14 protein-coding genes are annotated in these 15,319 nt (G+C 69.5%); 11 read left to right on the forward strand and 3 right to left on the reverse strand.

Going from position 1 to position 15,319, the window contains the following annotated elements; all coding sequences use genetic code 11:
- Positions 1-41 precede the first annotated feature (41 nt).
- From P8627_RS00200 to P8627_RS00215, 4 genes are read left to right on the forward strand one after another with little or no spacing between them, the layout of a single operon-like run.
- Positions 42-872: a sulfotransferase family protein gene (locus tag P8627_RS00200; RefSeq protein WP_279965469.1), complete on the forward strand. Its 831-nt coding sequence runs from the start codon at positions 42-44 to the stop codon at positions 870-872.
- A gap of 7 nt (positions 873-879) precedes the next feature.
- Positions 880-1,671 (forward strand): metallophosphoesterase family protein, encoded by a 792-nt coding sequence (locus tag P8627_RS00205; RefSeq protein ID WP_279965470.1) that lies wholly within the window; start codon positions 880-882, stop codon positions 1,669-1,671.
- Between the two features lies 1 nt (position 1,672).
- On the forward strand, positions 1,673-2,707 hold the full coding sequence (locus P8627_RS00210) for an ATP-grasp domain-containing protein (RefSeq protein ID WP_279965471.1): 1,035 nt from the start codon (positions 1,673-1,675) through the stop codon (positions 2,705-2,707).
- A complete protein-coding gene (locus P8627_RS00215) occupies positions 2,704-3,573 on the forward strand; it encodes an NAD-dependent epimerase/dehydratase family protein (protein WP_279965472.1) in 870 nt (289 codons plus the stop codon). Before P8627_RS00210 ends, P8627_RS00215 begins: the two co-directional genes overlap by 4 nt.
- 58 nt (positions 3,574-3,631) lie before the next feature.
- On the opposite strand, the gene P8627_RS00220 is transcribed toward P8627_RS00215, so the two are convergent.
- On the reverse strand, positions 3,632-4,444 hold the full coding sequence (locus P8627_RS00220) for a class II aldolase/adducin family protein (RefSeq protein ID WP_279965473.1): 813 nt from the start codon (positions 4,442-4,444) through the stop codon (positions 3,632-3,634).
- 144 nt (positions 4,445-4,588) lie between these two features.
- On the opposite strand from P8627_RS00220, the gene P8627_RS00225 reads away from it, so the two are divergent.
- From P8627_RS00225 to P8627_RS00255, 7 genes are all read left to right on the forward strand, one after another.
- A complete protein-coding gene (locus tag P8627_RS00225; RefSeq protein WP_279965474.1) occupies positions 4,589-5,515 on the forward strand; it encodes a LysR family transcriptional regulator in 927 nt (308 codons plus the stop codon).
- Between the two features lie 196 nt (positions 5,516-5,711).
- Positions 5,712-6,323: a (2Fe-2S)-binding protein gene (locus tag P8627_RS00230; RefSeq protein WP_279965475.1), complete on the forward strand. Its 612-nt coding sequence runs from the start codon at positions 5,712-5,714 to the stop codon at positions 6,321-6,323.
- Positions 6,324-6,327: 4 nt separating this feature from the next.
- The gene (locus P8627_RS00235; protein WP_279965476.1) at positions 6,328-7,326 is read left to right on the forward strand and encodes an FAD binding domain-containing protein; all 999 of its coding nucleotides are present in this window, start codon (positions 6,328-6,330) and stop codon (positions 7,324-7,326) included.
- The gene (locus P8627_RS00240; RefSeq protein ID WP_279965477.1) at positions 7,326-9,590 is read left to right on the forward strand and encodes a xanthine dehydrogenase family protein molybdopterin-binding subunit; all 2,265 of its coding nucleotides are present in this window, start codon (positions 7,326-7,328) and stop codon (positions 9,588-9,590) included. Before P8627_RS00235 ends, P8627_RS00240 begins: the two co-directional genes overlap by 1 nt.
- A gap of 312 nt (positions 9,591-9,902) precedes the next feature.
- Positions 9,903-11,168 (forward strand): glucose-1-phosphate adenylyltransferase, encoded by a 1,266-nt coding sequence (gene glgC / locus P8627_RS00245; RefSeq protein ID WP_279965478.1) that lies wholly within the window; start codon positions 9,903-9,905, stop codon positions 11,166-11,168.
- Positions 11,165-12,568, forward strand: coding sequence for a glycogen synthase GlgA (glgA, locus tag P8627_RS00250; protein WP_279965479.1), 1,404 nt, complete (start codon positions 11,165-11,167; stop codon positions 12,566-12,568). The genes glgC and glgA overlap by 4 nt, the downstream gene beginning before the upstream one ends.
- Complete coding sequence (locus P8627_RS00255) at positions 12,565-13,683, forward strand: aminotransferase class I/II-fold pyridoxal phosphate-dependent enzyme (RefSeq protein WP_279965480.1); 1,119 nt, start codon at positions 12,565-12,567, stop codon at positions 13,681-13,683. The genes glgA and P8627_RS00255 overlap by 4 nt, the downstream gene beginning before the upstream one ends.
- A gap of 12 nt (positions 13,684-13,695) precedes the next feature.
- Here P8627_RS00255 and P8627_RS00260 read toward each other — a convergent pair whose 3' ends face one another.
- A complete protein-coding gene (locus P8627_RS00260; protein WP_279965481.1) occupies positions 13,696-14,277 on the reverse strand; it encodes a hypothetical protein in 582 nt (193 codons plus the stop codon).
- Entirely contained in the window at positions 14,274-15,131 is an 858-nt protein-coding gene (locus tag P8627_RS00265; RefSeq protein WP_279965482.1) for a hypothetical protein, read from the reverse strand. The genes P8627_RS00260 and P8627_RS00265 overlap by 4 nt, the downstream gene beginning before the upstream one ends.
- Positions 15,132-15,319 lie beyond the last annotated feature (188 nt).

The following is a 15,319-nucleotide window of genomic DNA, read 5'->3' on the forward strand; positions in this document are numbered from 1 at the left end:
CCGCACCGGCTCGAATGTGACGCCCCCTACTGGAGTTCCACTTGGATCGCCCCGACATAGACTTCCTGATCATCGGCGCCGCGAAATGCTCGACCACCTGGCTTCACGCCTCGCTCCAGCAATCTCCGAACGTCTTCATGGCCGACGGGGAGCCGCATTTCTTCTCGCGATATTACGACCGCGGCTTCGACTGGTACGCGGAGCAATTCCCGGAGAAGCGCTCGGGCCTGCTCTTCGGCGAGAAGTCGAACTCCTACATGTCGGAGCCGGAGGCCGCCCGGCGCATCCATGACGCCTATCCGCAGGCCCGGCTCGTCGCGCTCCTGCGCAATCCGACGGCACGGGCCTATTCCGACTACTGCATGCTCTACCGGCGCGGGACCGTCGGGGCCGAGATCGACGACTATCTCGACCCCGACCGCGCCGAATTCCGGCGTTTCATCGATGACGGGCTCTACGCGCGGCAGCTCGCGCGCTTCCTCGAGCTCTTCCCGCGCGAACAGCTCCTGATCCTCATCTTCGAGGAATTCCGCCGCGACCCCCAGCCCGGCCTCGACCGCCTCGCGCGGCACCTGGGCCAGCCGGACGGGAGCTTCGCGCCGTTCGAGGGCAAGGTGAAGGACCGCGCGGCCGCGATGGTGCCCCGCCCGATCCGGGCCGCGCTCAAGCCGCTGCGGCCGATCCTCGACCCGATCCGGGCCACCGGGCCGATCAAGGCACTTCGCGGCCTCGTCGCGCGGCAAGTCAGCTACCCGCCGTTCAAGCCCGAGCTCGCGCGGCGCCTCGACGCCTATTACGCCGCCGACATCCGGGATCTCGAAGCGCTTTGCGGGCGGCGGATCGACGGCTGGCACGATGCCGCCACCGTCTGAGGCCGCGATGCCCGCGAGCGCGCGCAGGATCGCCGTACTCTCGGATATCCACGGCAATGCCGACGCGCTCCGCGTCGCGCTCGACGCGGCGCAGGCCGCCGCGCCCGATCTGACCGTCATCCTGGGCGACCTGCTGACCTACGGCGCCCAGCCCCTCGAGGTGCTCGACCTGCTGGACGGTTTCGCCGCCAGCGCGCATCCGCAGGCCTTCATTAGCGGCAATCACGACGAGTTCTACTTCCGGCTCCAGGCCGGCGCCGAGGCCCTGCCCTACCGCCTGGCGCTCTTCGTCGAGGAGTCGGTCCATTGGACGCGTGACCGGATCGCGGCGCAGCCGGCGCTCGCAGGCCGGTATCCCTGGCGGCATCGTCACGTGGACGGTCCGGTCCTTTTCTCCCATGCGAACCCCTACGAATACGGCGATTGGAGCTACGTCGCGAATGACGAGGCCTGCCGGAAAGCGGCGCAGACCTTGCGGGCGGGCGGGCACCGGCTGGGCGTCTTCGGGCATTCTCACCGCGCCTTCGCTGCGAAGGTGTCGCCTGGGGGCGTCATGCCCCTGCCGCAGCGCAGCTGGCAGGAGATCGCCGCGGAGGAGACCGTGATCATCAACCCCGGCGCGGTCGGCCAGCCGCGCGGGACCGGGCTGTCCTATCTGATCCTCGATCTGGACGGGCCGCGCATCCGCGCCGACATCCGCCCTATCGAGATTGACCTAACCGCGCAAAGACGGGCCATTGCGGCCGCGGCGCTGACCGCGCAGACCAAGGACAGGCTTCTGTCCTACCTGGAGGGCTGAGATGGTAACGGTATTGGTCACGGGGGCGGGCGGCGGCGTCGGCCAGGGAGTCATCAAGTCGCTCCGGCTCATCCCGGACCTGCCGCTACGCATCATCGGCGCCGACATGAGCGCGAAGGCCGCCGGCCTCTATGCCTGCGACGCGGCCCATCTCGTCGAGAGGTCCGACGCGCCCGGCTATCTCGACTCCCTCGCGCGGATCTTCGCGGCCGAGGATGTCGACTATTACCTGCCCGGAACGGATGTCGAGCTGTCGCTTTGCGCCGCGCGGAAGGCGGAGATCAAGGACCGCTTCGGCGTCACGGTCGTCGTCAACCCGGCCTCGGTCGTGCGGATCGCTGACGACAAAGCCGAGACGGCGGCCTTTCTCGCCAGCGAAGGTTTGCCGCATCCCGCCACGATGACCCTGGCGCAGGCGCGCGCGACGCCGGACCTGCGCTTTCCGGTCATCGTCAAACCCGCAATCGGCTTCCGCTCCATCGGGGTGGAACGCGCCGAGAGCCATGACGACCTGTTGCGCTACCCGGGGCCGCCCGACGGCATCATCGTGCAGGAGCTCGTGGGCGACGACAGCACCGAATATACCTGCACCATCGTCGGCCATGGCGGGACGTTGTCGCCGGTGCTGGCCCTGCGCCGCGACCTGCGGTCGGGCGACACCTATCGCGCCTATCCCGAACGCCATCCGCAGATCGACGCCTATGTCGCCGACGTGGCCGCGCGGCTGGGGATCGACGGCTCGTGCAATTTCCAGCTGCGGCTCGACCGGGATGGGGTGCCGAAGCTCTTCGAGATTAACGCCCGGTTCTCGGGGACGACGCCGCTCTGCGCGCAGCTCGGCTTCAACCCGGTCGAATTCTACCTCAAGCGCGATCTCGGCCTGGCTTACGAGCCCCGCATCGCCTGGGACCGGGCCATCCTGCGGTTCTGGAGCGAGGCGGTCCTGCCCCTCGAAGCCCTGTCTGAGCTGGAACGCGCCGGGACGCTGACGCCGGACCCGGCACCGCAATTCAACCTGTTCGGGCGCCGAACTTGAAGCTCGCCGTCACCGGCGCCAACGGTCTCTTCGGCCGCCATCTCTGCGCGCTTCTGGAGGCGAAAGGGATCGCCCATCGCCCGCTGACGCGCGCGGATTGGGATCTTCGCGACTGGGCGGCGCCGGAGCGGCTGGACGCGCTGACAGCCGGTGCCGACACCCTCGTCCACGCCGCCGCGCGCCTTCCGTCGGAGCCCTCCGCGCGCGAGCTGTTCGACACCAACGTACGGGCCACGCTCAATCTCGCGGACTGGGCCCGGCAGCGCGGCATCCACATGATCCACCTGTCCAGCGGATCGGTCTACGCAGACCCCTATGCCGACGCCATCACCGAGGACGCCCCGATGGGGCCGGGGCCGCTCGGCGGCGTCTACGCGCAGAGCAAGCGGCTGGCCGAGATGGCGCTCGCCGATTGCCGGTCGATGGGGCTGAAGCTGACCGTGCTGCGGCCTTCGTCGGTCTATGGCGCGGGGCTGAACGCCGAACAGCTCGTCGCGCGGCTACTCGCGGAGGCGGAAAGCGGCGGGCCCGTGACCGTGACCGGCGGCGCGAGCCGCATCAACTTTCTCCACATCCACGATCTCGCGCGGGCCGCGATCATGGCGGCGGAGCGCGGGGCGACCGGCCTATTCAACATCGCGGGCGACGCGCCGACCCGGCTCGTCGATCTCGCGCAAGCCATCGCCGATCTCGTCGGGGTGACCGCGGAAGACGCGCCACCCAAAGCGGGCGCGCCGCCCTTCACGCTCTTCGATCTCGACACCCGGGCCGCGCGCGACCGGCTGGGCTTCGCCCCGTCAATCCCGCTGGCCACGGGCCTCGCGATGATGCGCGCAGGCGCGCTCCTGCCCGCGGACCAAACGTGATCGCCGGTCCCATCCGGGCCCCGCGCCCTCCCCTGCGCGGAGCCCCGGCGACGGCGCGTCAGTCGAACATGTCCGGCTGATCCTCGACGAGCTGGTTCCAGATCGTCTGGAAATGCAGCCAGCCGATATAGTCGCTCCCGACATGCTCGCGGCTGTAGCGCGCCCGATCGGCGGGGATTCGGATCGGCTCGATCCCCGAGGCGGCGATGGCGAGCTGCTGCTGGCAGCACCGCTCCAGCGCGATGAACCAGAAGGCGGCCGACTCGATCGAGTGGCGGCTCGCCGTCAGCAGGCCGTGGTTCTGGTGCAGCGCCGCCTTCACCCCCTTGAAGGCCTTCGCCACGTCCGAGCCGGCATGGTTCTCGACGGCGACCTGACCGCCCTGCTCGCCGATCACGACGTGATCCTCGAAGAAGGCGCAGGCGTCCTGCGTGATCGGGTCGATCGGCCGCCCCGTGGCGCACCAGGCCGTGCCGTAGGTCGTGTGGGCGTGGCACATGGCGATGATATCGGGATGCGCCTCGTGGACATTGGCGTGCAGCACGAAACCCGCGCGGTTCACGGCATAGTCGCCCTCGACCACTTTCCCCGCGTGATCGACGAGGATCAGGTTCGACACCTTCACCTTGTCGAAATGCACGCACATCGGGTTCGTCCAGTAGAGCTCCGGCCGCTCCGGGTCGCGCACGGTCAGGTGACCGGCGAAGCCGTAATCGAAGCCCTGCTGCGCAAAGGCGCGGCAGGCGGCCACGAGTCGTTCCTTGCGGTGACGGCGCTCCTCCTCGAAGGACGCGAATTCCGGCAGTTCGGGAAAGATCAGGTCGTCCTGTTCGGGCTGGTAGATCGAGACGCGGTTTCCGAGATCGAGCATGGGGTTCCCTTTCGACAGGATGGCAGGGCGAGCGGGTCTCGCGCCCCGCCGGGTGGCCGAAGAATGCGGGGACCGGGCTCATGGGGCAATGCAATGGGCGCAATAGCTGTTATTGTCAGGAGGGATGAAGAGGGGCGCGCGGCGATGAAGGACGATCGGCTGCTTGAAATGCGGGTTTTCGCCGCGGTCGTCGAGGCGGGGGCCTTCACCGCGGCGGCGCAGGGGCTCGGGGTCAGCCAGCCCTTCGTCAGCCAGACGCTCCAACGGCTTGAGGCCCGGTTGGGCTGCAAGCTGCTCCACCGCACGACGCGCGGGCACCGCCTGACGCCCGAGGGCGAGACCTTCCTGAACGCGGCCCGGCGGGCCGTCGCTGCGGTCGAGGCGGCGGAGGCCGAGCTGCAGCAGAGCGACGAGCAGATCTCCGGCCCCCTGCGGATCTCGGCGCCGATCGCCTTCGGTCTCGACCGCATCACCCCGCTGATGCCCGCCTTCCTGGCGCGGTATCCCAGCATCGCGCTGGACCTGCGGCTGACCGACGATACCGAGAACCTGATCGAGGACCGGATCGACGTCGCCATCCGCATGGGGCGGCTGCCCGATTCCGGCCTGATGCAGCGGCGGCTCTGCGACCTGCGCCGGATCGTCGTCGCCGCCCCGGCGCTGCTCGCCGCGCATGGCAAGCCGGACACGCCCGACGCGCTCGGGGCGCTGCCCTGCCTGGCCTGGGACGGCAGCCGCGACCATCTCAACCGCTGGCCCTTCACCGTCGCCGGCGCGCCGGTCATCCTGCGCGCCGAGAGCCGGTTCCGCAGCAACCAGGGCATGTCGCTGGTGGAGATGTGCCTGGCCGGCTTCGGCGTGATGCGGATGGCCGAGCACCTCGCCCGGCCCGCCATCGCCGAGGGGCGGCTCGTCCAGTTGCTGGCCCGGGAGACGGTCGCCGATGACGGTGCGATCGCCGCGGTCTTCCTGCCGGAACGTCACCTGGTGCCGCGCATCCGCGTCTTCGTGGATTTCTTGGTCGAAGCCTTCCGCGATCCCGACTGGGACGACGCGCCGCGCCCGGACTGATCGCGTCGCCCGCCGGCCGCCGGGATCGCGGGTCGGGCAGCCCCTCGCGCGACTTCGCGCGAGTGTCCGGAAGGGCGTTCGCCTCCCGGTTGCCGTGCCGTCGGAACGCGACGTCTCGCCGCAGATAGTTCTGGATCGGACCCGACCCGGGCCTACCCTTCGAGCCATCAAGATCAGCCCGTTGCGAGGTAGCGCCATGTCCGACACGCCCCCCATCCTCACCCGGCCCGGCGTCTCGCGACGCGGGTTCTTGCAGGGCTCCTCGGTCGTCGCCGGCTCGCTCGGCGTCGCCGTCGGCGCGGCGCAGGCGCAGGAGGGCGCGGATGTCAGCGCCGAGACCCGGACGATCGAACTGATCGTCAATGGCACCCCGCGCCACGTCGCGGTCGCGCCCCGCACGACCCTGGTCGAGGCGCTGCGCGACGGGCTGGGGCTGGTCGGCACCAAGATCGGCTGCAACCAGGGCCAGTGCGGCGCCTGCACCGTCCTGATGGACGGCGCGCGGATCAATTCCTGCCTGACGCTTGCCGTCATGGCCCAGGGCGCCGAGATCGTGACGGTCGAGGGGCTGGCCGATCCTGAAGGGGCGCTGCACCCGATGCAGGCCGCCTTCGCCGAGAACGACGCCTTCCAATGCGGCTATTGCACGCCGGGGCAGATCCTCTCGGCCATCGCCTGCATCGAGGAGGGCCACGCCCGCGACGCCGACGAGATCCGAGAGTACATGTCCGGCAATCTTTGCCGGTGCGGTGCCTATCCCAACATCGTGGCTGCCGTCGAGCAGGTCCGCGACCAACAGCAAGGCTGAGCGCATGAAGAATTTCGCATATACCCGCGCGGGCAGCCTGAGCGCGGCGGCCGAGGCCGCCAGCGCCGAGGGCGCCGACATCATCGCCGGCGGCACGACGATGGTCGATCTGATGAAGATCGGCGTCCGCAATCCCGATGCCCTCGTCGACATCTCCGGGCTCTCCGAGCTGGAGGGACACGAGATCGGCGCCGACCGCATCCGCCTCGGCGCGCTGGCCCGCATGTCCACCGTGGCCGACGACCCCGACGTTATCGCGGCCTTCCCGGCGCTGAGCGAGTCGCTCTGGAAAGCTGCCAGCCCGCAGCTGCGCAACGCGGCCACGCTGGGCGGCAACATCCTGCAGCGCACCCGCTGCCCCTATTTCCGCGACACCGCCTACAGCCAGTGCAACAAGCGCAACCCGGGCTCGGGCTGCGCCGCGCTGGACGGCGGAGAAACCACGCTGCACGCGATCTTCGGCGGCTCCGAGGCCTGCGTGGCGATGTATCCGGGTGACCTCGCCGCCACCCTGGTGGCCTTCGACGCCACGGTCGCGACGCGCGGGCCGGGCGGCACGCGCACCATCCCCTTCGCCGAGCTGCACGTCCTGCCGGGCGACACGCCCGAGATCGAGACGGTGCTGGAGCCCGGCGAGATCGTCACCGCGATCGAACTGCCCGTCGTGCCCGCGATGCGCGCGAGCCACTACCTGAAGGCCCGCGACCGCGAGAGCTACGCTTTCGCCGCCGCCTCCGCCGCCGTGGGGCTGGAGATGGACGGCGACACCGTGCGCGACGTGCGGATCGGCCTGGGCGGTGTCGCCGCCGTGCCCTGGCGCGCGACCGCGGCCGAGGACAGCCTGCGCGGCAGCCCGCTGACCGAGGCCACCGCGCGCGAGGCCGGGCGGATCGCCTTTGCCGATGCCCAGCCGCTGGAAGGCTCGGCCTACAAGATCGCACTGGGCGCCGACGTCGTCGCCGGCGCGTTGCTGCAAGCGAAATCCCGCATGGGAGGCGAATGATGGCCCAGACGATCAACACCGCGGTCACCCGCACCGACGCCCGCCGCAAGGTCACCGGCGCGGCCACCTATGCCGCCGACGTCATGCCCGCGGGCATGCTGCACGGCGCGTTGCATTGCTCGGCCATCGCCGTGGGACGGGTCGTGTCGCTCGACACCAGGCGCGCCGCGGCCGAGCCGGGCGTCGTCGCGATCTACACGCACGAGACCCTGCCCGACTATCAGAGCGTGAAGGGCTTCTATTCGGGCGGGCCGGGCTCGGCCTCGTTCTGGCCGATGGAGGGGACGGAGATCCGCTATTCCGGCCAGCCGCTCGCCTATGTCGTGGCCGAGACGGCCGCCGCCGCAAGGCGCGCGTCCGATCTGATCGAGGTTGAATACGCCGAGGAGCCCGCGATCATCCACATGGATCCCGAGGAAAGCTTCGTGATCGGGGCCACCGATGACAGCCCCGGCATGGTAACCACGAAGGGCGATTTGCAGGCCGGGCTCGACGCCGCGGCGAAGACCGTCGCGATGGAATTCGTCACGCCCTTCCAGCACCACAACCCGATGGAGATGTTCTCGGCCACCGCGGAATGGCGCGGCGACCGGCTGACCGTCTGGATGCCCTCGCAATCGGTTCGCACCCTGCGCGGCGGGATCGCCAAGGCTTACGGCCTGCCCGAGACCAGCGTGCGCGTGATCTCGCCCTTCGTGGGCGGCGCCTTTGGCTCGAAGGCGGGCATCACGCCCTATGCCATGCTGACCATCGCCGCAGCGAAGGCCGTCGGCGCACCGGTCCGCCTGCTGGTCACGCGGCCGCAGATGTACACCGTCGCGACCTTCCGCCCGGAGGCGGTCCAGAAATTCCGCCTGGGCGCCGATGCGGAGGGCCGTCTCACGGCTTTCGAGCATATCGAGATCTCGCAAACCTCGCGCTTCGACAATGTCGTCAATCCGGGCACGCATATCACCCGGGCGATGTATGCCTGTCCCAACATCCACACCGAGCAGCGCCTGTCGCCCTCCGACACCAATACCGGCGGCTTCATGCGCGCGCCCAACGAGATGCAGACCTTCTTCGGGCTGGAATCGGCGATGGACGTGCTGGCGCATGACCTCGGGATCGACCCGGTCGAGATGCGCCGCGTCAACGACACCAAGACCCACCCGGTCGAGGGCGTCCCCTTCTCGTCGCGCTCGCTGATGGAAAGCTACGACGCCGTCTCGGAAAGTTTCGGCTGGGCCGATCGCAACACCGAGATCGGGTCGATGACCGATGGCGACTGGCTCGTGGGCTACGGCTGTGCCACCGCGACCTACCCGACCAATATCCTCGCCTCGAACGCGCGGGTGCGGATGCAGGCCTCGGGCAACGCCTATGTCGAACTCGCCGCCCATGACGTGGGTACGGGCACCTACACGATCATGGCGCAGATCGCCGCCGCGCGGCTGGGCCTGCCGGTCAAGGCGGTGGATGTCGTGATGGGCGAGGCGGACCTTCCGGTCGCGCCGATCTCGGGCGGCTCGACCACCGCGGCCTCGGCCGGCTCGGCGGTGCATGATGCCTGCCTTCGGATCGGGCGGCAGGTCGCCGCCACGGTCGCCGCGCAGTCCGAGGGTCCGCTCGCCGGGCTCGACCCGGCGTCGATCACGCTCGATGACGGGGTGTTGCGCGGCCCGAACGGCGAAAGCCAGAGCCTGCAGGAGGCGCTCGCCGCCACGCCCGAGGGCGAGGTCGAGATGGTCGGCGAATTCCGCCATCCGGCCCTGACTGACAAGCTGATCCGCGCGACCTTCGCGGGCGGCTACGGCACGGCCGGGCCGGTCACGCCGGAGTTCGCCATGTTCGCCTTCGGCGCCGAGATGGTCGAGGTGCGCATCCACCGCTTCACCCACGAGATCCGCGTGCCCCGCCTGCACGGCGCCTTCGCCGCGGGCACTTGGCTCAATCGCAAGACCGCGCATAGCCAGCTCATGGGCGGCATGATCTGGGGCATCGGCTCGGCGCTGCACGAGGTGACGGAGACCGACAAGCCGCGTGCGCGGTTCCTCAACGCCAATATCGCGGAATACCTCGTCCCCGTGAACGCCGATATCCGCGAGATCCGGGTTGAGATGCTCGAGGAGCAGGACGATTACGTGAACCCGCTGGGCGTGAAGGGCATCGGCGAGATCGGCATCGTCGGGACCGCCGCGGCCATCGCCAACGCGATCCACCACGCCACCGGCAAGCGGCTGACGCGGCTTCCGCTGAAGATGGCGGACCTGCTCGAAACCTGAGACCACGCACCTGGACGGGCCGCAGCGCGCGGCCCGTCCACCACGTCCGGCGGCCGGTCGCGCGTCGCGGGCGGGTCGCCCGACCCCTTTGACTGGGCCCGGGGGCATTCCCCCCTCGCTTGACCGCCCCACCCCGCATCGTATGCTTCCGCACATGGTCGCGCGCGATGCCCGCCCTCCGCAGCTGTCCCGAACGCGGAGAGCGGCGGCCCGGGCCGGATCCCCATCGCCGACGAACCGCAGACCGGGGCAGCCCGGCAGCCGCGCGCCGCGGGAGGGTGCGCGCGGTCCATTACAGGGGAGGAGAACCCGATGGCAGGACCATCCCAACGCCTGACGAGCCGCACCATGGCCTTCGTCCTGGCCGGCGGCCGCGGCAGCCGCCTGAAGGAGCTGACCGATATCCGCGCCAAGCCCGCCGTCTATTTCGGCGGCAAGACCCGGATCGTCGATTTCGCGCTGTCGAACGCGCTCAATTCCGGCATCCGCAAGATGGCCATCGCCACGCAATACAAGGCCCACAGCCTGATCCGGCACTGCCAGCGCGGCTGGAACTTCTTCCGGGCCGAGCGCAACGAATATCTCGACATCCTGCCCGCCTCGCAGCGCGTGGACGAGGTGCACTGGTACCAGGGCACCGCCGACGCCGTGTTCCAGAATATCGACATCGTGGACAGCTACGATGTCAATTACGTCGTGATCCTCGCGGGCGATCACATCTACAAGATGGATTACGAGGTCATGCTGCGCGAACATGTCGAAAGCGGCGCGGACGTGACCGTGGGCTGCCTGACCGTCCCGCGGATGGAGGCCACGGCCTTCGGCGTGATGGCCATCGACGCGTCCGACCGCATCACCAGCTTCCTCGAAAAACCTGCCGATCCGCCCGGCACGCCCGACGATCCCGCCGTCGCGCTGGCCTCGATGGGGATCTACGTCTTCCGCTGGGATTTCCTGCGCGACCTGCTGCGCCAGGATGCCGAGACCGCGGACAGCAAGCACGATTTCGGCGGCGACCTGATCCCGCATATCGTCAAGAACGGAAAGGCCATGGCGCATCGGTTCAGCGAAAGCTGCGTGCGTCACGACCCCGCGGCGCCGGCCTATTGGCGCGACGTCGGCACGGTCGACGCCTATTGGCGGGCCAATATCGACCTGACGGACTTCACGCCGGATCTTGACCTCTGGGACCAGAGCTGGCCGATCTGGACCTATTCCGAGAGCGTCCCGCCCGCCAAGTTCATCCATGACGAGGCCGAGCGCCGCGGCAGCGCGATCAGCTCGATGGTGTCGGGGGGCTGCATCATCTCGGGCACGGAGGTGCGCGAGTCGCTTCTCCACACCGGCGTGCACACGAATTCCTATGCCTCGCTCCACCGCGTCGTGGCCCTGCCGAAGGTCGTGGTCGGGCGGCACGCGAAGCTGCGCGACTGCGTGCTGGACCGCGGGGTGCTAGTGCCCGAAGGCCTCGTCGTGGGCGAGGACCCGGAGGAGGACGCGAAGTGGTTCCGCGTGACCGAAAGCGGCGTGACGCTGATCACGCAGCCGATGCTCGACCGGCGCGCCGCCGCGAAATGACGCGCGTCCTCTCGGTCGCGTCCGAATGCGCGCCGCTCGTCAAGACCGGCGGGCTGGCGGATGTGGCGGGCGCCCTGCCTGGCGCGCTCGCGCCGCTGGGCGTGCATATCCGGACCTTGCTGCCGGGCTACCCCGCGGTGATGGCCAAGCTCGACGGCGCGCGGGAGGTCCTGCGCGACGGCGATCTCTTCGGCGGGCCGGGGCGCGTCCTCGCCGCATCCCACGCGGGGCTGGACCTGCTGGTGCTGGACGCGCCGCATCTCTTCGACCGGGAGGGCTCCATCTACCTCGGACCGAACGGCTCCGACTGGCCCGACAACCCCGCGCGCTACGCCGCGCTTTGCTGGGTCGCGGCGCGGATCGCGGGCGAAGGCCTGGATGGCTGGCACCCCGAGGTGCTGCATTGCCATGACTGGCAGGCCGGCTTCGCACCGGTCTACCTGCGGGACCGCTGGCCGGATGCCGAAGCGGGCGCCGTCATCACGATCCACAACGTGGCCTTCCAGGGTCTCGCCGCCGCCGACCGGCTTTCGGCCCTGCGCCTGCCGCCATCGGGGATGCAGCCCGACGGTTTCGAATATTGGGGCCGCATCAGCGCGCTGAAGGCCGGGCTCGTCTGGTCCGACCGCATCACCACTGTCAGCCCCACCTATGCGGACGAGCTTTTGACGCCCGAATTCGGGACTGGGCTGGACGGGGTGCTGCGCGCCCATGCGGAGAAGTTGACGGGCATCCTGAACGGCGTCGATCTCGAGGAATGGACGCCGCCCTATCGGAGCCTCGAAGGCAAGGCCGGTCCCAAGGCCGAGCTGCAACGCGAGCTGGGTCTGGGCCGCGCCGACGGCCCGCTCTGCGTCGTCGTCTCGCGCCTGACCGAGCAGAAGGGCATGGACCTGCTGCTGGAGGCCCTGCCCCACCTGCTGGCGGGGGGCGGGCAACTGGCGCTCCTGGGCTCGGGCGAGCCCGCGCTCGAGGACGGGCTGCGCCACGCCGCCCGGGACCCAAACGTCGCCGTCCGGATCGGCTATGACGAGGGGCTCGCCCGCCGGCTGATCACCGGCGGCGACGCGATCCTCGTCCCCTCGCGTTTCGAGCCCTGCGGCCTGACCCAGCTTTACGGGCTGCGCTTCGGCACGCTGCCGGTCGTCACCCTGACCGGCGGGCTGGCCGACACGGTGATCCCCGCCACGCCCGCCGGGCTCTGGGCCGGGGTCGCCACGGGGTTGCAGGTCCATCCCATCGAGCCGGGCGCGCTGGCCCGCGCCTTCGACCGGCTCTGCGCGCTCTGGCGGGAGCCCGAGACCTGGGCACAGATGGCCCGCAACGCGATGCGCCATCCCGTCGGCTGGGACCGCTCCGCCGCCGAATACGCCGCGCTCTACCGCGAGGTCGCGGGATGAGGATCGACCCGTTCGGCGTCGAGCAATGGATGAACGCGCATGAGGACCACTGCCGCTTCAACATCGCCGAAACCTGCGTCGACAGCCTGACCGTCGGCGGCCTGCTGGAGCTCGCCGGGCGCAATGACGACCTCTCGGCGCTGGCGCCCACGCGGCTGGGCTACGGCGCGATCCCGGGCTCGAACCGGCTGCGCGACGCGATCGCCGCGCTCTACCGCGGCCGCAGCCGCGAGGACGTGCTGGTCGCGCATGGCACCGCCGGAGCGAACGCGCTGGTCTGGCAGGCGCTGGCCGGGCCCGGCCACCGGGTGGTCAGCCTGGTGCCGACCTACCAGCAGCACCTGTCGATCCCCGAAAGCCTCGGCGCCGAGGTCGTCCGGGTGCCGCTCAGCGCGGCGGAGGGCTGGCTGCCCGACTGGGACGCGGTGGCCCGGGCCGTCACGCCCGGCACGAAGCTCGTCGCGCTGACCAATCCCAACAACCCGACCAGCAGCCTGATCGACGCGGAAGGCTTGTCGCGACTGGTCGAGATCGCGCGCGCGGTCGGCGCGGACCTGCTGGTGGACGAGGTCTATCGCAACACCGCGCAGGAAGGCGACGGCGCGACGCCCTCAATCGCCGACCTCTACGAGCGCGGGATCGCCACATGCGGGATGTCCAAGGCCTATTCGCTCGCCGGGCTGCGGCTGGGCTGGATCGTCGGCCCGCCCGACGTTCTGGAGGCGGTGGCGCTGCATCGCGACTACACCACGATCTCGGTCGGGGTCCTGGACGACCACCTCGCGGCCACCGCGCTGGAGGCACCCGAGCGCATCCTCGCACGAACGCGCGCGATCACCCGCCGCAACCTCGCGCTGATCGACGACTGGATCGCGACCGAGCCGCGGGTCGACTGGGTGCGGCCGCGCGCGGGAACGACTGGCCTGCTTCGCTACGGGATCGAAATGGGCTCCGAAGCGCTCTGCCTCGCGCTGCTGGAGGAGGAGGGCGTCCTGCTGACGCCGGGCGGCGTGATGGGGGCGGAAGGATATCTGCGGATCGGTTTCGGGAACGCGACCGAAATTCTACAGGCCGCCCTGCCCCGCCTCTCGGCTTTCCTCGCACGGCAGGATTAGGGGCGTCCGGGCTCAGACCCGGAGGCCATGATTGCCCCGTGTCGGGGCGCTCGCCTGAATGCGGACGATCAGGGATGCGGCCTGGCTGCGAATGATGGTGTCGTCGCAGCGCATCGCTTGTTTCAGCAGCTCCTGCAGCGAAGGGTCCTTGCGCCGCGCGATCCACAGCAGCACGCGCTGCCGGTCCCGGAACGATCCGTGCCGGAAAATCTCGACCGCCGAGCGCATGCGTTTGCAGGATTGCGGCCTCACACGGCCCGCAACGGCGTCGCTGGCGAGCGTGTCGGACCGAAACGCGCTTCGCCCCCGAAGCTCGTCGTACCAGTCCTCCCGCTCGCTGTCCTCCAGCGTCGAAAGCGACCGGGTGAGGTAGGTCGTCAGGGCCGCGGGCACGCCGAGCGGCCCCAGAAGACAGATCGGAAGGAGATACCAATCGATGCCATCCTGCCTGCCCGCGAGCAATCGCGTGAGACCGGCCAGGACCACGATCCCCGCGTGAACCACGGCCGCCTGAGCCACGTCATCGGCGGCGGCGAATGTCGCGGCCCAGAGACCCCCGCTCACGACGATGAAGGCCGGAGCCGCCCAGGTCATGCGACCGCTCGGGGCCGTCGCCTTCTTCGCCCCGCGGGGACGAGTTTCGGAGCCTGCGCGTCGATCGCGCGCGCGATCTCGGGCAGATAATCGGCGAGATCCTCGGCAGCCGCCGGGCGCGCGGTCGCAACACCGATGACGAGGCCCGAACGGTCGCTGACCCGGCAGGCCGCGACGATCGTGCCCTTCGCTTCGTCACCGTCCGCGGGATCGAGTGTCATCACGTCCTCGGCCGCACCGGGAACGAGGCTGCGCATCGATGCGAGGGTTGCCTCCGAAATGGCCGCGGAGGACGAAACGACGGCGCCGTCGCTCGCCAATAGCGCGTACTCGGCATCCGGCGCCACCAGCCGCAGGAGTTGCGACAGGTTCTTCTCGAAGTCGGATCTGGTGCCGTGGGTCAGCCGCTCGAGCGCCTTGAGGACGTAAAGCGGGCTGATCTCCTGGCGCATCGCGATCTGCGCCTCGTTCTGCTTGAGCGCCGCGAGCGCGGCATCGGAGACGTCCAGCACGGATTCGACCTCGAGCCTGAGCTGCTCGATCTTGCGCCGCGCGTCCGCGAGCTGATTCTCGCGCAGGTCTCGGAAGCTCCCGAGGACCAGCACGGCGACCCCCGACAGCGCGGGCCAGAAGAGGACCTCCAGGGAATAGGATTGGAACGGCTCGTCGATCCCGCGGGCATGGAGGTCGAACCCGACCAAGGGAACCAGCGCGAGCGCGAGCGCCGTCAATCCGACGGCGACCCCGTAATAGGCGGCCATAACCGTGCAGATGATGACCATCGGATGGATGGTCGCGGCACCGAAGCCGACCTGTCCCGACAGAAACCAGGATGACCCGTAAAGGATCACCAAGGCCGGAACACAATACTGGACAGCGCAGGATAAATACCTGCGAGAACTCGTAAAAAACATGACCGCACCCCCAGGCGCAAGCTAGAGTGTTCGACGAATCGTTTATGATTTCAAGGATTTTCTTGTACGAGGGAGCTATGAGACGTCTCGTCGGAAGGCTCCACCGATTGGCCTTTCTCATCGTCCTT

The organism is Jannaschia sp. GRR-S6-38, assembly GCF_029853695.1.
Lineage (GTDB): Bacteria > Pseudomonadota > Alphaproteobacteria > Rhodobacterales > Rhodobacteraceae > Jannaschia > Jannaschia ovalis.